Origin of the sequence: Irregularibacter muris (assembly GCF_024622505.1) — a bacterium.
GTDB classification, from domain to species: Bacteria; Bacillota; Clostridia; order Eubacteriales; family Garciellaceae; genus Irregularibacter; species Irregularibacter muris.
Window position 1 is genome coordinate 80,118 of the sequence record NZ_JANKAS010000005.1, and the last position, 23,154, is coordinate 103,271.

At 35.7% G+C, this 23,154-nt stretch carries 25 protein-coding genes; 8 read left to right on the forward strand and 17 right to left on the reverse strand.

All coding sequences use genetic code 11. From position 1 onward, the window contains the following. Positions 1–11: 11 nt before the first annotated feature. Positions 12–278 (forward strand): FeoC-like transcriptional regulator, encoded by a 267-nt coding sequence (locus NSA47_RS07335; protein WP_257530494.1) that lies wholly within the window; start codon positions 12–14, stop codon positions 276–278. A gap of 96 nt (positions 279–374) precedes the next feature. Here the strand turns inward: NSA47_RS07335 and NSA47_RS07340 are convergent, their stop codons facing one another. Next, entirely contained in the window at positions 375–2,414 is a 2,040-nt protein-coding gene (locus tag NSA47_RS07340; RefSeq protein WP_257530496.1) for an oxidoreductase, read from the reverse strand. A gap of 191 nt (positions 2,415–2,605) precedes the next feature. Between NSA47_RS07340 and NSA47_RS07345 the strand changes: the two genes are divergently transcribed. Further along, positions 2,606–3,190, forward strand: a complete 585-nt coding sequence (locus tag NSA47_RS07345) for a TetR/AcrR family transcriptional regulator (RefSeq protein WP_257530498.1) — start codon at positions 2,606–2,608, stop codon at positions 3,188–3,190. A gap of 49 nt (positions 3,191–3,239) precedes the next feature. Here the strand turns inward: NSA47_RS07345 and NSA47_RS07350 are convergent, their stop codons facing one another. The 8 genes from NSA47_RS07350 to NSA47_RS07385 all read right to left on the reverse strand — a co-directional run bounded on the left by NSA47_RS07350 (position 3,240) and on the right by NSA47_RS07385 (position 12,575). After that, a complete protein-coding gene (locus NSA47_RS07350) occupies positions 3,240–4,640 on the reverse strand; it encodes a YfcC family protein (protein WP_257530500.1) in 1,401 nt (466 codons plus the stop codon). Positions 4,641–4,728: 88 nt separating this feature from the next. Beyond that, positions 4,729–5,931, reverse strand: coding sequence for a M20 family metallopeptidase (locus tag NSA47_RS07355; RefSeq protein ID WP_257530502.1), 1,203 nt, complete (start codon positions 5,929–5,931; stop codon positions 4,729–4,731). Between the two features lie 57 nt (positions 5,932–5,988). Then, positions 5,989–7,167, reverse strand: coding sequence for a trans-sulfuration enzyme family protein (locus NSA47_RS07360; protein WP_257530504.1), 1,179 nt, complete (start codon positions 7,165–7,167; stop codon positions 5,989–5,991). Between the two features lie 16 nt (positions 7,168–7,183). Beyond that, a complete protein-coding gene (locus NSA47_RS07365) occupies positions 7,184–8,728 on the reverse strand; it encodes a sigma 54-interacting transcriptional regulator (protein ID WP_257530506.1) in 1,545 nt (514 codons plus the stop codon). Positions 8,729–8,730: 2 nt separating this feature from the next. Then, positions 8,731–9,543: a formate/nitrite transporter family protein gene (locus NSA47_RS07370; RefSeq protein ID WP_257530507.1), complete on the reverse strand. Its 813-nt coding sequence runs from the start codon at positions 9,541–9,543 to the stop codon at positions 8,731–8,733. Positions 9,544–9,808: 265 nt separating this feature from the next. Then, the gene (locus NSA47_RS07375) at positions 9,809–10,405 is read right to left on the reverse strand and encodes an MSMEG_1061 family FMN-dependent PPOX-type flavoprotein (protein ID WP_257530509.1); all 597 of its coding nucleotides are present in this window, start codon (positions 10,403–10,405) and stop codon (positions 9,809–9,811) included. A gap of 98 nt (positions 10,406–10,503) precedes the next feature. After that, entirely contained in the window at positions 10,504–11,529 is a 1,026-nt protein-coding gene (locus NSA47_RS07380; RefSeq protein WP_257530511.1) for a FecCD family ABC transporter permease, read from the reverse strand. Further along, positions 11,529–12,575, reverse strand: a complete 1,047-nt coding sequence (locus NSA47_RS07385; protein ID WP_257530513.1) for a FecCD family ABC transporter permease — start codon at positions 12,573–12,575, stop codon at positions 11,529–11,531. The genes NSA47_RS07380 and NSA47_RS07385 overlap by 1 nt, the downstream gene beginning before the upstream one ends. A gap of 142 nt (positions 12,576–12,717) precedes the next feature. Between NSA47_RS07385 and NSA47_RS07390 the strand changes: the two genes are divergently transcribed. Further along, positions 12,718–13,701, forward strand: coding sequence for an ABC transporter substrate-binding protein (locus NSA47_RS07390; protein ID WP_257530515.1), 984 nt, complete (start codon positions 12,718–12,720; stop codon positions 13,699–13,701). Positions 13,702–13,792: 91 nt separating this feature from the next. Continuing rightward, positions 13,793–14,581: an ABC transporter ATP-binding protein gene (locus NSA47_RS07395; protein ID WP_257530516.1), complete on the forward strand. Its 789-nt coding sequence runs from the start codon at positions 13,793–13,795 to the stop codon at positions 14,579–14,581. 51 nt (positions 14,582–14,632) lie between these two features. Here NSA47_RS07395 and NSA47_RS07400 read toward each other — a convergent pair whose 3' ends face one another. Continuing rightward, positions 14,633–15,655 carry a sensor histidine kinase gene (locus tag NSA47_RS07400; RefSeq protein WP_257530518.1) on the reverse strand — a complete coding sequence of 341 codons (1,023 nt, stop codon included), beginning with the start codon at positions 15,653–15,655 and terminating at the stop codon, positions 14,633–14,635. Continuing rightward, the gene (locus NSA47_RS07405; RefSeq protein ID WP_257530520.1) at positions 15,631–16,338 is read right to left on the reverse strand and encodes a response regulator transcription factor; all 708 of its coding nucleotides are present in this window, start codon (positions 16,336–16,338) and stop codon (positions 15,631–15,633) included. Before NSA47_RS07405 ends, NSA47_RS07400 begins: the two co-directional genes overlap by 25 nt. Positions 16,339–16,699: 361 nt before the next feature. Between NSA47_RS07405 and NSA47_RS07410 the strand changes: the two genes are divergently transcribed. The 3 genes from NSA47_RS07410 (at position 16,700) to pgeF (ending at position 18,096) form a co-directional block, all read left to right on the forward strand. Beyond that, the gene (locus NSA47_RS07410; RefSeq protein ID WP_257530522.1) at positions 16,700–16,918 is read left to right on the forward strand and encodes a hypothetical protein; all 219 of its coding nucleotides are present in this window, start codon (positions 16,700–16,702) and stop codon (positions 16,916–16,918) included. Beyond that, positions 16,908–17,105 carry a helix-turn-helix transcriptional regulator gene (locus NSA47_RS07415; protein WP_257530523.1) on the forward strand — a complete coding sequence of 66 codons (198 nt, stop codon included), beginning with the start codon at positions 16,908–16,910 and terminating at the stop codon, positions 17,103–17,105. The genes NSA47_RS07410 and NSA47_RS07415 overlap by 11 nt, the downstream gene beginning before the upstream one ends. A gap of 178 nt (positions 17,106–17,283) precedes the next feature. Beyond that, entirely contained in the window at positions 17,284–18,096 is an 813-nt protein-coding gene (gene pgeF / locus NSA47_RS07420) for a peptidoglycan editing factor PgeF (RefSeq protein ID WP_257530524.1), read from the forward strand. A 103-nt stretch (positions 18,097–18,199) separates the two neighbouring features. On the opposite strand, the gene NSA47_RS07425 is transcribed toward pgeF, so the two are convergent. From NSA47_RS07425 to NSA47_RS15490, 3 genes are all read right to left on the reverse strand, one after another. Beyond that, positions 18,200–18,793, reverse strand: a complete 594-nt coding sequence (locus NSA47_RS07425) for a manganese efflux pump MntP (RefSeq protein WP_257530525.1) — start codon at positions 18,791–18,793, stop codon at positions 18,200–18,202. A gap of 151 nt (positions 18,794–18,944) precedes the next feature. After that, on the reverse strand, positions 18,945–19,202 hold the full coding sequence (locus tag NSA47_RS07430; protein ID WP_257530526.1) for a hypothetical protein: 258 nt from the start codon (positions 19,200–19,202) through the stop codon (positions 18,945–18,947). Positions 19,203–19,388: 186 nt separating this feature from the next. Then, on the reverse strand, positions 19,389–19,523 hold the full coding sequence (locus tag NSA47_RS15490; RefSeq protein WP_373370314.1) for a sortase domain-containing protein: 135 nt from the start codon (positions 19,521–19,523) through the stop codon (positions 19,389–19,391). 65 nt (positions 19,524–19,588) lie between these two features. On the opposite strand from NSA47_RS15490, the gene NSA47_RS07435 reads away from it, so the two are divergent. After that, entirely contained in the window at positions 19,589–20,062 is a 474-nt protein-coding gene (locus NSA47_RS07435; RefSeq protein ID WP_257530528.1) for a heme-degrading domain-containing protein, read from the forward strand. Positions 20,063–20,103: 41 nt separating this feature from the next. Here NSA47_RS07435 and NSA47_RS07440 read toward each other — a convergent pair whose 3' ends face one another. The 3 genes from NSA47_RS07440 to NSA47_RS07450 form a co-directional block, all read right to left on the reverse strand. Next, entirely contained in the window at positions 20,104–20,244 is a 141-nt protein-coding gene (locus NSA47_RS07440; RefSeq protein WP_257530530.1) for a hypothetical protein, read from the reverse strand. Between the two features lie 134 nt (positions 20,245–20,378). Further along, on the reverse strand, positions 20,379–21,506 hold the full coding sequence (tnpB, locus tag NSA47_RS07445) for an IS200/IS605 family element RNA-guided endonuclease TnpB (RefSeq protein WP_257530532.1): 1,128 nt from the start codon (positions 21,504–21,506) through the stop codon (positions 20,379–20,381). A 593-nt stretch (positions 21,507–22,099) separates the two neighbouring features. After that, a complete protein-coding gene (locus tag NSA47_RS07450) occupies positions 22,100–23,041 on the reverse strand; it encodes a LysR family transcriptional regulator (RefSeq protein ID WP_257530534.1) in 942 nt (313 codons plus the stop codon). Positions 23,042–23,154 lie beyond the last annotated feature (113 nt).

Here is a 23,154-nt window from a genome sequence, read left to right on the forward strand (position 1 = left end):
GAGATGAGAACATGCTCAAAGATGTACTGAGAGAAATTAATGAATTAAGTGGATTCTCTAAATCTACAATTGCTAAAAACTTAAATATTCCTCAAGGGATGGTAGATGACGTAATCAATCAATTAACTCGTATGGGATACCTAGATGAGATTGTGGGTTCACCTAGTTGTGATACCCCTTGTCATTCCTGTCCCTATTCTAGAAGTTGTAATACCCCTCCCGTTAAAATGTACAAGATTTCCCCTAAGGGGGAACAATTACTAGAAAGTACAACCTAATCCTGATTCTCTCTATCTCTATGTAAAATAAAGTGGCATTGTAAAAGCCTTTGGAAAATTTTCTTCCAAAGGCTTTTATGATTTTCAGTATAGACTTTATATATTTCTTGCTATATCATAGGCATCCCAAATGGCTTTCATTACATTTTCTGGATGGTCAGCATCTCCTATTAGATGAACATTATCGGCTTTAGCTTGATCATACAACCTGTTATCGCTAATATATCCTACAGATACTACCATATGGTCTGCTTTAATTTCTGACTGTTCTGGAATACCCTGTGGTCCAACAGCAAACATTAATTTTGCCCTATTGGCTATATTGGGATAGTTCTTTACAGTAGTTGTTATATATGCAGTGCCATCTTCGTACTTAGTTACTGTGGATGACTTCATTACATTTACTTTATAATAATCCAGCATTTCCATAAGCATATTATAGTTTGCTGCAGATAAACCAAATGAATTGAGAATGGTGTCTGAGGCTTCAACAACAGTAACTTTTTTGCCTTCTTTCCCCAGGTCGCAAGCAATTTCAATACCGGTCAATCCGCCACCTACGATGACTACATTTTCTCCCTTGATCTCTGTATTTAATAATGTATCTACGGCATATGTTACATTTTCTGAATCAAATCCAGGAGTATCTAGTTTGCGTTCTTTGGCTCCTGTAGCAATGAATACTTCATCATACTTATTTTCTGCCATAAATTGTTCTGTGATCTCTGTATTATAATGAATATCTATATCTTCAACCTGTTTAATATACCATTGTAATAAATGACGATCATCTTCTTTATAATCAAAGGCAGCTGCAGAGATGAAAGCCCCTCCTAGTTTGTCGGTTTTTTCATATAAATCTACTTTATGACCTCTTAAAGCACATACTCGAGCAGCTTCCATACCAGCAAGTCCACCGCCAATAACTAAAACTTTCTTTTGCTTCTCGCCCTTTCCAATATCATATGAAAGTTCTCTTCCACAGGCTGGATTAACCGCACATGAAATATCTTTCCCTTGGAATATTCTAGCAAGGCAACCATTATGGCAACCGATACATGGACGTATATTCTCTAAATCTCCTTGGGCGAATTTATTGGCTAACTCGGCATCTGCTAATAATGGACGGCCCATACCCATCATATCTATTTCGCCTTTTGATATCACCTCATTGGCCAAATCTGGATCATCAAATTTACCTGCACAAATTACAGGTACTGAAACATGTTTTTTAAGAGCTCTTACGTCTTCAAGATTACATGCCTTTGGCATATATACAGGTGGATGAGGCCAGAACCAGGAATCATAGGAACCATTATCACAATCAAGGGCATCATAACCTGCTTCAACAAGTTTTTGTGCAACTACAATACTTTCTTCAAAATCTCTACCAAATTCTTCAAATTCTTCCCCTGGGAGCGCTCCTCGATTAAAACCTTTCATATAGCTTCTTACACTATAGCGTAGTAATACAGGGTAGTCATCTCCACATTTTTCCTTGATGGCTTGCACAATTTCTGTGGGAAATCGCAAGCGATTCTCAAGGCTTCCCCCATATTCATCTGTTCTATGATTGGTATTGGCTATTGTAAATTGATCCAATAAATATCCTTCATGTACAGCATGTATTTCTACACCATCAATCCCCGCTAATTTACAGGCTAGAGATGCGTTTGCAAACATTTCAATATATTCATGAATCTCTTCTTTTGTCATTTCACGGTTTTTCTTTGTAGGATCCCATACATTTTGAATCTCACAGGCTGCTGGATCAGATGCATGAATACTTGAACGTCCAGATAAAGCTGTAATTTGCACTACAACTTTTGAACCATATTTATGAACTCCATCTGCTAAATATTTTTGTTGCTCTACATATTTGTTAAATCCTTCACCTTGGTCTCCAGGTCCTTTTCCCTTTGGAAACCAAGAAACTGGGAGTAATCCTGTTACAATTAATCCAGTGCCTCCCTTTGCTCTTTCAATATAATAGTCTGCACCATCTTTGGTATATGCACCATTTGGCCCCATCAATCTTGGAGAAAACACACCCATAGCCATCATTGCAATACGATTTTTCACTTCCATACTTCCAATCTTAATGGGAGAAAACAAAGCTGAATAGTGATTAGACATGATCAACACCCTTTCTAATGGTATTTAATTAAGTAACATAATCACATTCACCGAATATGATTATGTTTATATTATAACATAACATTTAAGAATATGTTATAATATTCACAACTTTTTTTAAAAATTTGCATGGATGTATAAAGTAGGATAATATAAATAATAAAATTAATTGAAGAAGGTTAGGGATTTACATGAAAAAATTAACAACAAGGGATATTCAATCTCTAAAGACCAAAACAAATATAAGAGAAGCTGCCAATTCATTATTTTCTACAAAGGATTATGATAAGGTTAAAGTTGTGGATATCTGTAAGCGTGCTGGAGTTTCAACAGGTGCCTTTTATCATTATTATCATTCTAAGGAAGATATTATTAACGATACCTATAATGAATTTGATCTATATGCAGAGGAAGAAATGAAAAATAGAACCTTTGATTCAAGAACAGCTGCCATTCTATTTTTATTATATTTTGAAGTTAAATCCATTGTAGATAGAGGTTATATTTTTACTAGCTGCTATTTTAAAAATCAATTGACCAATAAAGAAAGAAACATCATTAACAAAGATAGGTTTTTCTATAAACAATTGTTAAAAGAAGTTACAGGGGCCATAGCAAATGGTGAGATTAAATATGAAAGTGCAGAGAAACTCACTGATTTTTTACTTCGAATAACTAGAGGATCCATTTATAATTGGTGTCTTCATTCAGGAAATTATAATTTAGTTGAACAAACCACTGAAGATATCCAGTTCATATTAGAATCCATTAGATAAAGCATGGGACAAGAAGAGCGAATTAAACTCTCCTTGTCCCATGCTTTTTTTAAAAACCAATATTGATAGCAATTACTAGAGATATAAAGGCAATAACAAAGAAGATAAATAGTAAAGGGATAATAAATTTATACCATCGGTTAATGGGCACTTTCCCATAATTTAAAAATATCAATAAAGTACCATAGCTAAACCAAAACATATTGGTAATTCCATCACCAAATTGGTAAGCCAAGACAGCCGTTTGAGAGGAAAGTCCTAAACTTACAGCTATGGGTACTAAGATAGGACTGAGTAAAGCACCTTTTCCACTACCTGAAGGAATTAAGCCATTAATAAAACTTACAATAATGACAATACCGATAGCCGCGATTAGAGGAGAAGTACCCTTAAGTAGTTCAGTGGTGGAATAAATGATGGTCGCATTAATATTGCCAGCCTCTAGTATCCAATAAACCCCCCGAGCCACTCCCACAATCAGTGCTCCTGCAATGGCACTTTGGGCTCCTGTAATAAAAGCATCTGAAATATCTCCAGCTTTCATTTTTCCAATGAAGCCAGCAATAATACCCGATAAAAAGAATATAGCCGAAACATCATCTATAGACCATTGCACCCCATTGATTCCATATTTCATCCCGATAACTGTTAAAATCATTGCCCCTAGGATAGTTAGGAGAACAAGAATTTGTGGGGTAGTCATCTTATCGGAGGATACATTGCCGGCATCAATACTAATGTCGGAAACATCTATATCCGCCACCAGGCTTTTCCTTGAATCTTTACGAGCTTTATTGGCATAGATCACAATATACAAAATACTTACTGCTGTAACCACAGCCCAAACGGTTATACGAAATCCAAGCCCTACAAATACATCACTACCTTCCGGCAGGATCCCTATTTTTTGAAGAATTCCGTTACTTACCCCAACGGTATACAAATTGGTTGGTCCTGCCATAAAGCCGCCCATAACTCCAACTACACAAACGGCAACGGCCGTCATACTATCATAGCCCAATGCCAACACCACAGCAATGACAAGGGGGATAAAAGGAATCAACACCTCAATCCAACCCAAAAAGCCTCCAATTGCTGAAAATACAGTAATTAAAACTACTAAAAGCATGGTTTGGGAGGATGCACCAAATTTATTGATCATAGCGGAGATTCCAGTATCAATGGCCCCAGTTTTTTTGTAAATCTCTAAAGCTCCTCCCACAACTAAAATAAGAATCATAATATTAGCCGAGTCCTTTAGTCCATAAGGAATGGCTCTAAAGATATTAAAAAAGTTATCAAAGTTAATTTTATTTCTGGGAAGCGCTGTATATACACCATCTGTCAAGGTACCAGGTGTTATAATAAAAGTAATGAGACCACAGATAAAAACAACACAAAATATTAATACAAAGGGATTAATAGCTATAGGCTTTCTTTCTTTTTTCATATGATTTCCCCCTCCTCCTTTATTATAGGTCAGCATACATGAATCCCCTAAAATTACTAAGCTATTCATGTATACCTACCTTTTACTCTTATTTTTCTTGATTGGCAAGTTGGGTAGTCAGTGCTAAATAACCCAAAATACCTTCTTCCATCATGGATATATCAATATTATCCTCAGTAGTGTGGCAAAGCTTAATTTCTGCCGGTGAATAGCCAATACATTTAACACCTTTTTTCGCATAGTGTCCAGTGTCTGTAGCAAAGGCCCAAGGTTTCGTTTGAATAGAACGTCCTACAGTTTGCTCTAAAACCTTTTTGCATTGTTGCACATAGGGTTCATGAGCACTAACACTAAAGGGAGGTTCCCCCTGAAAACCTTCTCCTTTAAATCCGGTATATGTCGTTAAGGGAAAGTAAAGGGACTTTAGTTCCACTTGAATCCCCTCCACATGACATGCATCAACGACTTTCTGAATTTTTCCTAATACCACTTCTTCAGTATCCACAGTAGATTGACGATAGTCTATGTACACCACCACTTCATTGGGAATGATATTGGTGCCTTTTTCCGAGGAAGTGATATTGGTTACTGACATAGTAGAAGGGCCAAACAATTCATCTTTACCCATTTCCATGGTTTCTAGCTCTACTAAGAATTTCCCAAGGAAATCAAAGGGATTTTTCCCTACATGAGGAATAGAAGCATGACAGGACTTTCCTGTTATTGTTACAACTGCACAAAGTCTACCTCGACAACCGATAGCTAAATCATTTTCCGTTGCTTCACCAATGATGGCATAATCTGTAAGCTTATAATGATCTCGGGTTTGCATCATGGCACCAAACCCAGCGATTTCCTCACTGACCACACCAGCTACCACAATATCCCCTTTGGGCAAGAGTCCTGCTTCTTTCAACATAATAGGTGTATAGAGTTGTATGGCAAAAGTCCCCTTGGTATCAGAAGCACCCCGTCCCCAAATCTTTCCCTCTGCAATAGCCCCACTATAGGGAGGGTATTTCCATTTTGTAGCATCCCCTGCATCTACAACATCTAAATGACAATTTAAAGTGACAGAACTACCGCCACCAGTGCCTTTGATTGTACCAAATACACTTCCATATTTATCTACTACAACTTCGTCATAACCCAAGACTTTCATTTTGTCTACAACATATTGAGCGAACTCACCCTCTTGGGTAGATTGGGAATTAATCTGGATCATCTCTGAAGCTGTTTTGGTAATTTCATCTTTATATTGCTGAGTTAAATCCCTAAACTCTTGGTTCATTTTATAGCCCCTTTCTTTATTGTTAAGATAGCTTACTAAGCTGGATTCCTATATAAATTAAATAGTTTTCAAAGCCTTTTCAAACTCTTCAATTAAATCCTGCGTACTTTCCAGTCCTACAGAAATCCTTAATAAGCCCATAGTGATTCCTGCTTTTTCTCTTTCTTCCTCGGGCATCCCCCTATGGGAAGTCTTAGCAGGGTATGACATAGAAGTAGAGAAACTGGCCAGGCTAGGAAGGAATTTGATGCTTTCCAAGGAACGGATAAGATCAAAGGCTGCCTTTTCTCCTCCTGCTAAATCAATACTCATCATCCCTCCATATAAATTATTAAAGAAGGTTTCCTTTGCAATATCATGGGTGGAGGAGGATTGTAATCCTGGATAATATACTTTTCTTACTTGAGGCTGTTTTTCTAAAAAGGTTGCCAATTTCATAGCATTTTCTGAATGCTGTTTCATCCTAAGCTCCAAGGTTCGCAAGCTTCGAATGAGAATCCAGGCATCAAAGGGGCTCATGGTGGGACCATATATGCTAGCTGTTTGATGAATTTTCTCCATAGTGTTTTTATCTGAAACTACAACCCCTCCAATCACATCACTATGTCCACAAATATATTTCGTGGCACTATATACCACAATATCTGCCCCTAGTTTTAAAGGCTGACATATGACAGGAGTAGCAAAGGTATTGTCTACAATTAATTTTGTCCCATGGCTATGAGCCATATCGGCATATTTTTGAATATCCAAGACATTCATCAAAGGGTTAGATATAGTTTCCATGTAAACTAATGTAGTGTTTGATCGAAAATATTTCTCAATATCATCCTTCTGGAAGTCCAGAAAAGTGACTTCAATATTTAGTTTTTTCAACTCGTCTTTTAAAAACTGAAAGCTTCCTCCGTATAAAACTCGATCAGCAATAATATGATCTCCTGCTTTTACATGAGCCATGATGGACATGGTGATGGCCGCCATTCCTGAGGAATAAACTCTAGCGTCCTGCCCTTCTTCAATTGCCGCCATCATCTCTGCTAAGGAATCATGCACAGGGTTTGACATTCTAGAATAAACATATCCTTCTGCCTCTTTGGCATATACAGCATCTAAGGTTTCCACATCATCAAAGGAAAAAACAGAGCTCATATAGATGGGTAATACCTTAGGGGGAGATACGGAGTCGGGCATCTTATTCCCCAAGTGGGTAAGCTTTGTCATAAATTCTTTTCTCATCATTAAATCCTCCATTCTAACTATTAATATTATATTTTTTAATTCTATTAATCAGTAGAGTATGGCTTACTCCTAAAGCCCTAGCTGTTTCCCTAATGCTACTATGGTTTTTTAAAGCTTTTATAATCATATCCTTTTCAAAATTTTCAACACTTTCCTTTAGAGATGTCCTCTCAATGGACTCTACAGCCTCTAAATTATAATTTAAGAGAATATCTTTTTCTTCAATATCCTTCCCCCTTGTTAAGGCCACTGCTCTTTCAATGACATTTTGTAACTCTCTAATATTTCCAGGCCAGCTATAGCTCAATAATTTTTCTAAAGCCTTTCGTGTAATACCTTCAATCTGTTTATGATAATTTTGTTCATAAATCTTTTTAAAATAATCAATCAAAACCTCTAGATCCTCCTTTCGCTCTCTAAGAGGGGGAATATCTAGATTAAAAATATTAATACGATAAAGTAAGTCTAAACGAAACTTATTGGCTTTAACCATCTTTTCAATATCCTGATTGGTTGCAGATAAAACTCTTACATCAATAGGGATTTCTTCATGACCACCAATTCTCCTAATGGTCCCTTCCTGGAGTACCCGTAATAATTTAACTTGTAAATGAGGTGCCATTTCCCCTATTTCATCTAAAAAAACTGTCCCGCCATTAGCCACTTCAAATATTCCTGTCTTGCCATTTTTCTTTCCTCCTGTGAAAGCTCCACTTTCATAACCGAAAAGTTCACTTTCTAAAAGCTGATCAGGAATAGCTGCACAGTTAATAGCCACAAATAATTTTGACCATCTTCTGCTGTGGTTATGAATAGCTCTGGCAAACAACTCCTTTCCTGTTCCACTTTCCCCGGTAATAAGTACAGGAGAATCAGAGGGTGAAAAGAGTTTGGCATGATTAATCACTTCAAGTAATTTCGTACTCTTTCCTACAATATCGTCAAAGGTAATGGGATTGTCATAACGCTTACTATTAATAATTTCTCCTATTTCCTCCATATTTTGTAGGGTAATAATATAACCACAGAATATATTTTCCTGGCTTAGTACAGGATTAATGTTTAAAAAATAAGTATGATGACTTATTTGGATCTCCATATTTTCAATGCTTTTGTTTTTATCCGATAGATTGATGAAACTTTCAATTTTTTTGTTTCTAAGATATCTAGTAATTTTTTGATTAACCGCCTGTTCGGCAGACACCGAAAATATACTTTCAGCAGCATATTTATTGGCATATTTGATTTTCCCCTCTTTATTGAGCATAATAATCCCTTGGGACACGATATCCAGTACACTTTTCATTTCTACTTCCCGTTCTTCAACGGCGATTAAGTCAATTTCATCAATCTCTTTTACTGCATAAATTTCTAAAAGCTCTTTTTTCATTTTTTTCCAAAGTTCTATTTCTATTTTTGGAAACTTAATATAAATAACATAGGTATAGACTTCCATCCATGTCATACTGATATCATATTTGCGAAATACCTTTAAGATATCATGGGTAATATGGGGACGATCCATTGTGGTAACAATTTTGATTCTTTTAATTTCCATTTCTAAGCACCCACCTTTTGAACCTTTATTCCGTTAGGATGCCTCTTTTTATGCAACCAATGATAAGCTATTCCAATAAATAGGCTTCCCCCAAGGATATTGCCCAAGGTAACAGGAATGAGATTATTTAGGATAAAAGACTGCCAACTTAGATAAATTCCCAAAGACTTTTCTAAGAATATACCTGTAGGGATGAAAAACATATTGGCAACACTGTGTTCAAAGGAATTCATAACAAAGGCCCCCACCACAAAAATATACCCTAATATTTTGCCGGATACTTGTTCTGCAGCCTCTCCTACCCTAATAGCCAAGCATACAAGGAAGTTACACAATATTCCTCTTATAAAGGCCTGCATCCATGTCAATCCTAATTTGACTTTAGCAGTTTCTATGAGTGCATTGCGAATAACCTCTTGTTCATAAATCCCTGTTCCCCAGATTATAAAAACCAATAAAAGAGAACCAATAAAATTTGCTCCATATAGAATAACCCAATTTCTAAGAAGTCTGCCTACATACCTTCTATCTTTATATAGGGCAACCACATAAAGGTTACTTCCTGTAAACAGCTCACTGCCAGATAAAACAATGGTGATCAATCCAAAACTAAAAACAATCCCAGAAACTATCCTTGTAAATCCTAATCCAAAATAGTCTTTCATATCACAAGTGGCCGTGATCGTAGTAATAGCTGCAATCCCAACAAATAACCCTGCTAGAATTCCTCCAAGCATTAGTGCTCTTATGGGTCTCTCTAAGAAATAAAGACTTTTGTGATATAATGATTCAGTAATTTTTTCAGGCGTTTTCATGCTTAATCAACATTCCTTTCTGCTAAAAGATATTATTGCAATTTGCATGCCATATTTAGTTTAACCTATTTGCAGGTTTTGAGCGTAATGATTTTAAACCTTATACACGATAATGGAACATTTTCATTCCACATTATCCAATTCATTCGGTTTCCAATAAAAATAGTGGTTTACTATCGTTCCATATGGAACGATAGTAAACCACTATTTTTATTCAGTATCCTATATTCATTTATATTTTCTCTTTTTTATTCTTCTATCTCCATTATTCCTTTATTTCTACTCCATTTATCTTAAGATGATCATAGAATATTTCCTTCATAGAAGGGATGTCTACGTTTTTATCCCACTTTTCAGGGTGCCAAATATTTGAAGTTTTTAATGCTCTAGGACAATGGAAAAAACACTCTTCAATATCTACCCCTATACCCAGTGAAGGTACTTGATTTTCCCAAATCATTTCGTTTAAAATTTCTTTATTTTGAGTGATATAAGCCCGTCCATTAATACGTAATACTTCTTCTATGCCAGGAATTAAAAAAATTAGTCCAATATGAGGATTGGATACAATATTCAACATAGAATCTACCCGTCTATTCCCCAAACGATCAGGAATAACCAATTGATGGGGATTTAAAACTTTAATGGCCCCTGGTCCATCCCCTCGGGGAGATACATCGCAATTTCCTTCAGCATCAGATGTTGAAAGAAAACAAAGGGGTGACTTTGAAATGAATTGTCTACAGTGTTCGTCCATAATGGATATGGCTTTTTTGATGATGAACTCATGGGGAGCTCCAACGATTTCTCTAATTTCTTTCTCCGAAGTAATGGCTTCTTCAATAAAGTTAACTTTCTTCATATAATCCTCCCATTTCTCTTAACATTTCCTCTTATCTACTCCTGTATGAAGGACAGAATACAGACTTCCTTGAAACCTTTTGTCCCTTCCTATCCTTATTAAACTGTTTTGATTAATAAATAAATAAAATATGGGGCCCCTAATATAGAAACAACTAATCCCACGGGTAATTCCATTGGCGCCATAATGATTCTTCCTAGAGCATCAGCAGATATCAGCAATAATGCACCAATTAATGCAGTGAGTGGAAGAATTTTCTCATGCTTTGCTCCAATGAGTCGTCTTGCAATATGGGGAGCGATTAATCCTAAAAAAGTAATACCACCACCTACAGATACAGATGCACCTGCTAAAGCTACTGCCGTAAAAAGTAATATCCTTCTTTCTTTTTCAATCTGCACCCCCACCCCAATGGCAATACTGTCCCCAAGGCGTAAAACATCTAAATATCTCGACTTGTATAGGGCATAGGGTATGAGTACTAAAATCCAGGGCAGAAATGCCAGTACAAAGGTCCAATTTGTTCCCCAAATGCTGCCTGATAACCAAGTGATTGCCTTCATAAAATTAATGGGTTCCATTTTCATTTGAAAAATAATAAGTCCTGCATTAAAGGCTGCGTTTATTCCAATCCCAACTAATAACAATCGTATAGGAGTCACTGTCCCATTTTTCCAAGAAAGCATATAAATAAATAGTGCAGCGACAAAGGCACCAACTAAGGCAACAAAGGGCATCATAAAGATAGATAGCATTCCGGTTATAAAAGTTGTTCCCTGAAAGAAAAACATATATACAACAACAGCAAATCCAGCTCCAGAATTAATACCGAGAATACCTGGATCAGCTAGAGGATTCTGGGAAATTCCTTGGAGTATTGCTCCTGAAACAGAGATTCCTATTCCTACTAATAATGCTAGGGTAATCCTTGGCAACCGAAAATCAAAAATGGTTAGTTCATTTTGTGGTGTGCCTTGCCCTATCAGGGTTTCTATTACTTCCCTAAAAGGAATAGAGATAAACCCTGCATTAATGCTTAAGAAAAACACCCCAAGGGTGAATAGACTAACTGTAATCATTAAGACTTTGAATTTCTTTTGATCTTTTGATAGAGAGTTTTGCATTAAGCTTGCCTCCCTTCTTTACGTGCAAGGTAGAGGAAGAATGGAACACCGATAATGGCTGTTATGGCTCCTACAGGTGTCTCAAAGGGGCTATTTATCATTCGTCCAACAATATCTGCTAAAATTAACAAGGCTCCTCCTAGTACAGCAGAGCAAGGAATAATCCAGCGATAGTCTACACCCACTAAAAAACGAGTAATGTGGGGGATAACAATTCCCACAAATCCTACCATTCCAGCAATGGAAACTGCCGTCCCGGTCAGAAGCAAAACAGTAATCCCGCCTAAAAGTTTGACAAAGGTGGTGTTTTGTCCTAATCCCTTTGCAACCTCTTCCCCTAAACTAAGAATGGATATAGAACGCGATAAGAATAGGGCTAAAATTAATCCAATAATCACAAAAGGAAGCACATACTTAAGCTGCAACATTTGAACACCGGAAACTCCACCGGCATACCAATAACTTATGTCCTTGGAAACATCAAAGCGAATTCCGATTGCGGTTGATAAAGAACTCATCAAAGAGGTGATGGCTGATCCAGCCAGTGCCAACTTAACAGGTGTTACACCTCCCCTAGATAAAGAAGTAATTCCAAATACCAATGCCGTTCCCAATCCTGCTCCTATAAAAGAAAATGAAATTAGGCCTGTCTGTGAAATCCCTGGTAAAAAAGCGTATCCAATAGCAATAAAAAAAGATGATCCTGATGTCACTCCCATGATAGAAGGCGATGCAAGCGGGTTTCTTGTCATCCCTTGCATAATCGCACCAGATACCGCAAGAGCAGCTCCCACAATAACTGCTGCAATAGCCCTTGGAAGTCTTAATTCTCGTACAATCACGTGTAAAGAATTGTCCCCATCAAAAGCAAATAATGCTTTCCAAACCTCCTTATAACTAAGATCTGCAGCTCCAAAATGAATGGAAGAGACCACTGCAAATATCAATAGGAATAAACCACCGATTAAGATAATTGTCCCTATAAAATGATTACTATATAAACTATTTTTTGTTGATTTAATGTTCCTACTATCCCTAGTGCTCATAATAATACGACTACTTTCTTCAAAATGTACACGTCCCTTTTTTCAATTTGTTATTGACAATGTTTTGTCGTTGAATTAATATGTTAATTGATAATGATAACTATTATTAGTTATATATTAACAAACTATAAGGAGGATTTCAATGGGAAATATATCACGTAAGAAGAAATTAATGTACTTAATCGGAATTTGTTTACTGGTAACATCTATGGTCTTGTCACTGACAGCTTGTGGAGGAACCAAAGATAATCCAGATAATTCCTCAGATAAAGAAGAAATTTCCGCAGAAGAAAAAATTACAGATGCTATGGGAAATGAAGTTACTGTTCCTTCTAATCCTGAACGAGTCATTGCTTCATACCTTGAAGACCATCTCGTTGCTCTAGGAATTAAACCCGTTGCACAATGGAGTGTAAATGATGGGGCAAGTATACAGGGTTATTTGCAAGATGCTTTAGAAGGAATTCCCACAATTCCTCATGATTTACCCTTTGAAGCAGTACAACAATTTTCACCTGATTTAATTATTATGAACTCTGCAAGCATGGTTGAAGGTGGAAAATATGATCAGTATAATAAAATAGCTCCCACTTATGTCATTGGTACTGAAGAAAGTAATAACTGGCGAGATCAATTGCTTCGTGTAGGGAAAGTATTTAACAAAACAGAAGAAGCAGAAAAGGTATTAGAAGAATACGACCAAAAAGCTGAAGAATCCAAAGCCAAAATAGAAAGTGCGGTAGGAAATCCTTCTGTAGCTGCCATTTGGTTGGTAGGTGGAAACTTTTTCGTGGTTAATGAATCCCTATCCAGTGGAACAGTAATGTATGAGGATTTAGGATTGAAAGTTCCTGAAGTAGTAAAAGAAATTTCTTCTAGTGGAGAAAGCAATTGGAATGCTATTTCTTTAGAAAAATTAGTTGAACTAGATGCAGAGCATATATTTCTGATCAATAGCGATACAGCCAGTGGTTCAACAGCTTTAAGTGATACATTATGGAAGAGTATCCCTGCTGTCAAGGCTGGAAATGTTTATGAGTTCTCCCCTGACGAAAGCTGGTTATATACAGGAGCAATTGCTAATGAACAAATTATAGATAATGTTTTAGAAAGCTTAGTAGAATAATTTTAAAGAGGCTGTCTCACAATATTGAGGTAGCCTCCCTTTGATATCCTTGGATGTTACAAGAGAAGAATTTGAGAGAGAGGGTTTAGACATGAATAGTTTATCGACAAAAGATTTATATGTAGGATATTATGAAAAAAATATTATTACGCAAATGAATATACAGTTTAAAAGCAATGAGATTACAACAATTATTGGTCCCAATGGTTGTGGTAAATCCACTTTATTAAAGGCACTTACGCGACTTATTCCTCACTCTAAGGGAAGTATCTTATTAGATGGTCAATCCATTGCTAAAGAAAACACAAAAAAACTTGCTCAAAAAATGGCTATATTGCCTCAAACCCAGGATAGTGCTTCTGGATTAACTGTTGGTGAACTGGTTTCCTATGGACGATTTCCTTATCAACGGGGCTTTGGAAAGTTAACTTCTTCAGATTATGAAGTCATTGATTGGGCCTTGAAAGTAACAAATACTTTTGACTACAAATTTCGTACAGTAGACTCTCTTTCAGGGGGGCAACGACAGCGGGTATGGATAGCCATGGCCCTTGCCCAAGAAACCGAGACTATCTTTTTAGATGAGCCCACAACCTATCTTGATATGGCACATCAATTGGAAGTTCTTGAGCTATTGAAAAACTTAAACCAACGACAGCAACGGACCATTATCATGGTTCTACACGACTTAAACCATGCTGCCCGCTTTTCCCATAATATGATTGCCTTAAAAGATGGTAAGTTGATTAAAGCAGGGACAAGTGAAGATGTCATGAAAAAAGATATCCTTCAAGAGGTTTTTAATATTGATGCAGAAATTGGTCGTGATATAAGAACAGGAAAACTCACCTGTATATCCTATGATCTAATAAGAGGATAAGACTATTGTTTTAGCCTTACCCTCTTGGATTTTCTGGAAAAAACTTGACAATTATTGCCCTGTAAGGTTTTGAGTGGTGGAGAAAATTATGCGAAAGGTGGTTCCTTCTCCCACTTGGGAATCCAGTGCTATTCCATGTCCAAGATATTCTGCTACCTCCTTAATTAGATAAAGGCCCATTCCTGTTGATTCTCTAAACTTTCGTCCATTTTCTCCAGTATAGAAGGCATTGAATACACGTTTTTTATCAGAATCTGGAATACCTACCCCAAAGTCAGTCACTTCTAAAATCGCTTCTTTATCTTTTTCATAGATGGAAATCAGTATATGATTGCTCTTTCCAATAGAATATTTCACTGCATTATTGATTAGTTGGGAAAGAATAAAAAACAACCATTTTTCATCTGTCTCAACGATGATTCCCTTTTTTTCTTCCTGCAACTTTGGATATATTTTGTTGCGAATATAAAAACGTTTATTTTCTCGGTTTACTTCATGTACTATTTTTGATAGCACCACCGGTTGAATGGTAAAATCTTGTTCAATGGTTTGAAGACGTGCCATATAAAGAACGGTATTTAATCCCACTTTCATTTGTTCTGTCTCTTCTCGTATATCAGAAGAATCTGGTTCATCTAGGTTTTGTGCGATGAGTTCAATAACCGAAAGGGGTGTTTTCATCTGATGCACCCATTGATTCATAAATTTTAAATGTTTCTCTTGTCTATACTCTAATGTTTGGATTTGCTCCTGATAATATTTGTACTGATTTCTCAAGAGCTGATCAAGAGCCGCTGATATAGGGGTTTGTTCGGTCTTAATAAAAGAATCATCAAAGGATACCAGGGGTTTACTAAGTCGTTCATAAAACTTACGATGGCTATAATACTGATACAAAAGATAACAGCCAAGAAAAAAGAGACCGAGAAAAACGCCATAGAGTGCCGGTCTAATATGGCGATACCCATCCAACCAATAAATAGAAAGAATCACTAAAAATTGGAGTGCTTGAACCACAATTAGGGAAGCATGTTCTTTAATAAATAATTTCATTTTTCTTCTATTCCCAACCATGAAATGTTCAAACGATAGCCAGCACCCCTTACGGTTTCTACCCCATCTTTAATCCCTACTGCCTGGAATTTTTTCCTCACCCGTGTTATATTCACATTGAGTGTATTTTCGTCTACGTAGACCTGATCATCCCATAGTTTTTCCAGTAAGTCTTCCCGACCTGCAACTCGAGGATAACGATCCATTAGGCTTTCAATAATATCTGCTTCTTTTTTAGATAGAGGGGTGACTTTACTATTAAAGGATAATTCCAATCTTTCTGGAAAAAGCTTCAGTCCCTCTATATCTAAGACTCTCTCCTTCATCCCTCGAGCATATTCCCCATAGGCACGACGAAGCTGACTCCGTATTTTGGCCATGACAATCTCTGAATGAAAGGGCTTTGTGATAAAATCATCTCCCCCATTTTCCAAAGCCCTTACCTGATCCATTTCCCCCACTCGAGCAGATATAAAGATCACTGGACAAGTAGATTCCATGCGAATTTGTCTGCACCAATAAAAGCCATCATAACTGGGCAAATTAATATCCAACAAAACAAGATCAGGCTTATTGTTATGAAAAGTATTCAGCACATCATCAAAATCAGCAACTCTAATTACATGGTAACCATATTTATGAATATAAGACTCTAAATGTTTAGCAATCTTAGGATCATCTTCTACAATCATAATTTTTTGCATATTACACCCTCCTTCATGAAATTATTATGGCACAAATTGAGGTTTCTATAAAGGCTCTCGAAAATATATTCAATTTTTAACTCTATGATTAGCCTTATCCATGACCTACACGCAATTATAGAATAAGAAAGTTTAGTCCCTTGAGAACAAGAGAAACTTTTCTGTTTCATAAAAATAGCCCTCATTATTAAGAAGGCTATCTTTCTACCTATCTTCTATCTGAAATTCTAATATTTCCCCTTCTTCATTCCAAATATCCTTAATAGGAAACAATAAAATGTAAAATCTATTTGACATTTATATATTGTTTTGATAGTCTATAAATGTAAAGAGAGTTATACATTTATAGGAGGTGCTAAGAATGAGAAAAATGGATGAAATGGAAATGGCTATATCCTTACAATCTATTAAATGGGCATGGCTTTATACCGTACTATTTTTATTTATCTGGACTGTAATTGATTATGTAAGAGTAGGAAAGTTCAATTCTCTTGCATTTATTTTGTTAATTTCACAAAACATAATTAAACTGGGTATGGATCTTTATTTAAAAGGTAAGATGGACAAAGATGAAGAATAATATTAAAGCTCTTCGCAAACAAAAAGGTCTCAGGCAAGAAGATCTCGCAAACCAATTAGGCGTTACTCGCCAAACAATCAATGCCATAGAGAATAACAAATACAATCCTACTTTAGAATTAGCTATAAAACTTGGGAAATTATTTCGCACACCAGTGGAAGAAATTTTTCAACTGGAAGATAAATAGTTTATATATCATCGTGCTATTTCATAATAGAAAAATGCATCATGGGTTTTATTCTATATTCACAAGTAATTATCTGAAACTTTGGAATATCATTCTAGTTGATTTTTGTTAAAGATTTTTATACAACGCCACTGTATAGTATACTATAGTAAATAGTCCCACAATAGGAGGTAATGTTTTGACTTTTAGAAAAAATATGAAGGGAAATTTAGTTTATTATACCATCCCTGCCTTTGAAGATGCGGGTCTTGTAACACATGGCTTTTCCAGCAGGTTAGGTGGGGTAAGCACAGGACCTTTAAATAGTTTAAACTTAGGTATTAAAAAGAAGGATACTAAGGAAAATATATTGAAAAATTTTGAGATTTTTGGAGAAGCTTTAGATATTTCTGTAGAAAATATGGTCTTGTCCGATCAAGTTCATGATGATGTTATTTTAGAAGTAAGCAAGAAGGATAGAGGAAAGGGTTTATTGAGGGAAAGTGACCTATCCAACGTGGACGCTCTGGTGACTCAGGAAAAAGACGTAGCCTTGGTTACTTTTTATGCTGACTGTGTCCCCCTGTTTTTATTGGATCCAGTAAATAAGGCCATAGGGTTGGCCCATGCCGGTTGGAAGGGAACCATGATGAAAATCGGACAAAAGACTTTACAAAAAATGATAGATCTCTATGGTACAAATCCTCAAGATTGTTTCATCGGCATTGGCCCCTCCATCGGACTGTGTTGTTTCGAAGTAGGTGATGAAGTAATTGAGCATATTAAAGGGAATTTTGATCATCCTGATCGATATTATACAGCTCAATCCAATGGTAAGTACATAGCTGACCTCTGGAAGCTAAACCGTGATCAATTTCTTCACAGTGGAGTCCCTGAAGGAAATATTACCGATAGTGGTCTTTGTACCAAGTGTAATAAAGACATCTTCTTCTCCCATAGAGGAGATAAGGGCAATACCGGTAGTCTTGCTGCAATTTTACAATTGCTCTAAGAAAATAAGGGGCAATGAATCAATGATTCATTGCCCCTTATTTTGCTTCCTTGATAAATTTTTTTAAACTTTTATGTACAAAGTAAAATTTATAAATTTTTTCCTAAAAATGAATTATTCCAGTATGCTCAAGTAATATTTTAATGCCCATAAGAATTAAAGTAAATCCTCCTGCCAGCTCAGTTTTAGACTTATATTTTATCCCAAAGGTATTCCCTATTTTTACTCCTAAGGTACATAATATATAGGTAACAATTCCTATAATAAGAACTGCCCTAATAATATTGACTCTCAAAAAAGCTAGAGTTATCCCTACTGCTAGGGCGTCAATGCTTGTGGCAATAGCTAAGGGTAGCATATTTTTAAAGTGTAGACCATTTTCTCTAGTGGCACTACCTTCTAATTCTGCTGTTGGTTCACATGAATTATTCCTTGACTCTTTAATCATATTTATTCCTATAACTCCCAGTAAAAAGAAAGCTATCCAATGATCAATCGATGTAATTTTTTCATGAAATTGCATTCCTAAAAAATAACCGATTAGAGGCATTCCTCCTTGGAAAATACCGAAATAGGCTCCTACCGTTCTTGCTTTTTTCATCGTCATTCTTTTCATTGAAAAGCCCTTACAAATTGCCGCCGCAAAGGCATCCATTGCCAAACCAACTGAAATGATAAATAACTCCACTACACCCATATTTTCTTCTCCTTTATTTCTAAAGCATGTCAATTATCCCCATAATGACTCAGATAAGAATTTGTTCCCTTACCCCGATATTGATTATACCACATTTAGCGGTCAGAAAAATCATTAGGACAGGTTCTATCTAAACACGCCCTGTCCCATCCTATAAATTTACTCTTTTGACTTTGATTTCATTATGAAAATTTGGCTGTTTTGGAAGCATTTTATTATCTATAGCCGATAATATTCTATCTCTCTTGAATGTTCTGATGGAATGCTTATCTAAATCTAGAGCCATTATTTTATCGCCTTGAATCTTTAATACTTGAATTTTTCTTTGGGTAATTTCTTGATCTTTTATATAAATAATCGATATTACCTTGTGATGATCGAGGGAATAGAATAATGTTTTATTTAACATACTTTCACCACCTATATTTTTATTATACCGAACATACGTTTCTATGTAAAGAGGTATTCTATTCCTATTCAAAGAGAAAAATCAATAGAAAAAAGCTGTAAAATAGCTTATAGCTTTTTCCCTCCTCCACTCATTTAGCATGAATCATCAAATGATGGGTAGCAATGTATATGAGCTTGCAAGTAATCAAGGTAAGGATTTTTCCTCTCCCTGAGATGCCAGAACAGAAAAGTCATAGGGATCCACTATCTTTTTTTCATATACCTTATATTTATAGTCCTCTTCCTTGGTCCTTATGATAATTTCGTCTCCCTTATTTATTTCATTAGACGGTTAAAATATTTTCCAACTATGCTATAATTTAGAAAAGTAAAGGTGGTGACAAAGTGGACTTAGATAAGCTTTTAGAAAAATATCAAGTAGAATTGGATACACTTGTATTTGATGACTTCACCAATGAAACAGCTCTAAAAATTGGTTTGCATATCATAGAAGTGGCCAAGAAAAATAACAATAAAATCACTATAGATATTAACCGATTTAATCATCAGATCTTTCATTATTCCTTTGAGAACACAACTCCTGATAAGGATTTGTGGGTTTCCCGCAAAAGAAATGTTGTAGAGCATTTCTTTGTCAGCTCCATTTATATGGCTACCAAATTAAAAAAGGATAATACAAACCTTTGGGATAAATACGGTCTATCCCCTGCTCAATACGCCGCTGTAGGAGGCTCCTTTCCCATCATCGTGAAGAATATAGGGGTAATCGGTTCTATTACAGTTTCTGGTTTAAAGCCTGAAGAAGATCATGGTCTTGTGGTGACTTCCATCAGGAATTATCTAAATACTGCCCATTAAAAAAAGAGTAAGATTAAAATTTTAATCTTACTCTTTTTGGATTATTTAATTTCTAAAGTAATCTTGTCCCCCTGCTTAACTGGACCATAATCTGATACCCTGAGAGACTTCCCCTCCAAATTGGTGATAATCACTGGCGTTACTAGGGAAGGTACCTTGTTCTTTATGCCTTTTATATCCACGTGAACCTCTCACGACTAAAGTCGCAAGCTTCTAGCATCACTACTAGAGTTTCCTGCTTCTTGGACCGACCTTACTACATCGCATTCTCCACAGGCGTTAATTCGGATAGTTCCTACCCTAGATTTATCATTTGTTATGCTGATGCTAATATTCTAAGTCCTTCTTGTAGTATATTCCTGCTAGCATTTATATCTCTATCGTGATGACTCCCGCAATTCTTGCAAACCCATTCTCTAACCAAAAGATCCTTGGTTTCTATGTTCTTACATCCACAATCTGAACATAATTGACTTGATGGAAAGAATTTATCAATTTTGATATAATCTCTACCATACCAGTTTGCTTTATATTCTAGCTGTCTAGTAAATTCAGACCAAGATACATCGGATATTGCCTTTGCTAATTTGCAATTCTTAATCATTCCACTCACATTTAAATCTTCACTAACTACAATTTGGTTTTCATTAATAATCTGTGAAGATAGTTTATGTAAAAAATCTTTTCGGGTGTCTGATATCTTTTCGTGAAGCCTTGCTACCTTGACTCCCATCTTGCTTCTATTCTTACTTCCTTTTTGCTTCTTGGATAATTGCCTTTGTAGTTTAGTTAGTTTCCTTTCATATTTATATAGGTTTCTAGGATTAGAAATCTTGTTTCCATTGCTATCTATTAGAAAATCTCTAATACCTAAATCAACTCCTATGTTCTTATGGGTCTTAGGCAATTCTTTTATCCGGGTATCCACAAGAATACTCACAAAATGTCTCCCACTTGGACTTTGAGATACTGTTACAGACTTGATTTTTCCATCAAATTCCCTGTGGACTTTAGCTTCTACCCATTTTAGCTTTGGTAGTTTAATTTTGTTTTCTGCAAAGTTTACTTCTATATTCTTGTTTGTAAAGTTGGTTGTATAGCTAAATTGATTGCTATGCTTACTCTTGAATTTAGGAAATCCTGTTTTATCTCTTCCCTGTTTAATTCTTCTAAAGAAATTTTGATAAGCAGTATTTAAATGATAAACAGCATTGGTTAAGGCGAACTTATCTACTTCCTTGAGCCAGATAAATTCTTTCTTTAGCTCTCTATTTAAATGGTTATTACAATCTATTTTCGACAGAGTTTCTTTCTTCTCTTCGTACAATTTTATCTTTTTATCTAAATAGTAGTTATACACAAACCTAGTACATCCAAAGGTTTTTGCTAATTGCTTTTTTTGCTCGTCCTTTAGATATATTCTATATTTATAGCTCTTTAGCACCAAGGTTCGCCCCACCTTTCCTATTTAGTTTTTTGATCTCTTATATACTCTCTTATTTATTTTTCTGTGTTCTCTGATACAGTAGCTACAAAATAGCTAGGATTTTATTGCAATATCTCATGCCTATACTTCGTATACCAGACGATATGATACTGGATAGTATAAATATATCCTCTTCCATAAGTAACCTTTCCCATATGTCACCAACCCTTAGAAACATCATAACATATGGATTTATACCATTCTATACTGCATATGCTTTTTTAGCTCAATTTTTATCAACATATGTCCCCACTAACTCACGACTGAAGTCACGAGAATGCGTGGTGACAGTTTCAAAATTCCAACTCCTAGTCATCATACTGTATAGCTTTCCCACATTTTCTTAGGTAGCTATCATGCTTACAGTATAATACCCTTTGATAGTCTTAATGTAACTTATTTTATCATCTTTTTTCTGCCTATAATCTGTCCAATAATCTTATTGCTTCTCCATGATAAGGTAAATATCTTATTTTAGGGGAATTCTATTGAAAAAGTAAAGAGAAAGGAGGGGACGCAGAATGATTTCTGCGTCCCCTCCTTTCTCTTATTTATAGGAGATGATCCTTTTTGTTAAACTCATGAATTGTTTGAATAAACACTTGAGCAATCTTAGATAAATACATATCCTTTCTGGTGGCTATACAAGTATCCCAATAGGCATTTTCTATGCCCTCAATAAAATAGTAATCGGTCTCGTATTGGCCTTTAAATACCTTGGTGTATTCCATTGGCACAAAGGCAATGCCATATCCCGTACTTGCCAGTCTTCGAGCAGTTTCAAAGTTCTTTAAGGATAGACAGATGTTAGGCTTGATACCTGCCTCATGAAAGATATTGTCACTAATCTGCCTAATACGCTTCCCCTTATCCATGAGGATAAATTTTTCATCCCTAAACCATTGAATATTGATGGTGGGATAGGCATCTTTGTTCCCCTTTAGGGATGCATGTTTAGATAAGAGGTGATCCCTTTGGGTAGCCAATAAAATCGGGTCCCTATAAAGTAAATCATAATCAATAAACTTTTTCTCACTAAAGGGATGATAATGCATAATGGCAAAGTCGATGGTGGCCTCTGCCAAAGAATTCTCCAGCACAGTAGAACTTTCTTCTCGAATATAGACTTCAATTCCAGGATATCTTTGGGTAAATTGGGGGAGTAATTTGGGAAGTAAATAAGTCCCTAAAAAATTTGTTATGCCTATGGTAATTCTTCCTCTTTTTAAATCATTTATATAGGTAACTTCATTTTTAAAATCATTGTAGATATTTAATATTTCTATGGCTGTTAGATAGTACTTTTCCCCAGCTAAAGTTAATTTCATGCCATCATGATTTCGAACAAACAGCTTAGTCCCTATGTTTTCCTCAATTTTTTGTAAAGCTTGGCTTAGGGAAGGCTGGGCAATAAAAAGTTTCTTTGCTGCTTTGGAAATACTCTTTGTTTCAGCTATGGCCTTTATATACAATAACTCTCGTTCATTCACCATACTTCCCTCCTTGATATAGGAAATACCTATAGGGAATATAATAAAATAAATATTAGACTATATTCTACCTTCATTATAAACTGAATATACAATTGTTACAATATTAACTTTTA

Coding starts and splice junctions, on each gene's coding strand:
- NSA47_RS07410 (WP_257530522.1), top strand. CDS start 16,700: ATGAGAAAAATGGATGAAATGGAAATGGCTATATCCTTACAATCTATT.
- NSA47_RS07405 (WP_257530520.1), bottom strand. CDS start 16,338: ATGCAAAAAATTATGATTGTAGAAGATGATCCTAAGATTGCTAAACAT.
- NSA47_RS07340 (WP_257530496.1), bottom strand. CDS start 2,414: ATGTCTAATCACTATTCAGCTTTGTTTTCTCCCATTAAGATTGGAAGT.
- NSA47_RS07390 (WP_257530515.1), top strand. CDS start 12,718: ATGGGAAATATATCACGTAAGAAGAAATTAATGTACTTAATCGGAATT.
- NSA47_RS07375 (WP_257530509.1), bottom strand. CDS start 10,405: ATGAAGAAAGTTAACTTTATTGAAGAAGCCATTACTTCGGAGAAAGAA.
- NSA47_RS07350 (WP_257530500.1), bottom strand. CDS start 4,640: ATGAAAAAAGAAAGAAAGCCTATAGCTATTAATCCCTTTGTATTAATA.
- NSA47_RS07400 (WP_257530518.1), bottom strand. CDS start 15,655: ATGGTTGGGAATAGAAGAAAAATGAAATTATTTATTAAAGAACATGCT.
- NSA47_RS07450 (WP_257530534.1), bottom strand. CDS start 23,041: ATGGTGAATGAACGAGAGTTATTGTATATAAAGGCCATAGCTGAAACA.
- NSA47_RS07430 (WP_257530526.1), bottom strand. CDS start 19,202: ATGTTAAATAAAACATTATTCTATTCCCTCGATCATCACAAGGTAATA.
- NSA47_RS07360 (WP_257530504.1), bottom strand. CDS start 7,167: ATGAGAAAAGAATTTATGACAAAGCTTACCCACTTGGGGAATAAGATG.
- NSA47_RS07415 (WP_257530523.1), top strand. CDS start 16,908: ATGAAGAATAATATTAAAGCTCTTCGCAAACAAAAAGGTCTCAGGCAA.
- NSA47_RS07355 (WP_257530502.1), bottom strand. CDS start 5,931: ATGAACCAAGAGTTTAGGGATTTAACTCAGCAATATAAAGATGAAATT.
- NSA47_RS07335 (WP_257530494.1), top strand. CDS start 12: ATGCTCAAAGATGTACTGAGAGAAATTAATGAATTAAGTGGATTCTCT.
- NSA47_RS07385 (WP_257530513.1), bottom strand. CDS start 12,575: ATGAGCACTAGGGATAGTAGGAACATTAAATCAACAAAAAATAGTTTA.
- NSA47_RS07425 (WP_257530525.1), bottom strand. CDS start 18,793: ATGGGTGTAGTGGAGTTATTTATCATTTCAGTTGGTTTGGCAATGGAT.
- NSA47_RS07365 (WP_257530506.1), bottom strand. CDS start 8,728: ATGGAAATTAAAAGAATCAAAATTGTTACCACAATGGATCGTCCCCAT.
- NSA47_RS07345 (WP_257530498.1), top strand. CDS start 2,606: ATGAAAAAATTAACAACAAGGGATATTCAATCTCTAAAGACCAAAACA.
- NSA47_RS07380 (WP_257530511.1), bottom strand. CDS start 11,529: ATGCAAAACTCTCTATCAAAAGATCAAAAGAAATTCAAAGTCTTAATG.
- NSA47_RS07395 (WP_257530516.1), top strand. CDS start 13,793: ATGAATAGTTTATCGACAAAAGATTTATATGTAGGATATTATGAAAAA.
- NSA47_RS07370 (WP_257530507.1), bottom strand. CDS start 9,543: ATGAAAACGCCTGAAAAAATTACTGAATCATTATATCACAAAAGTCTT.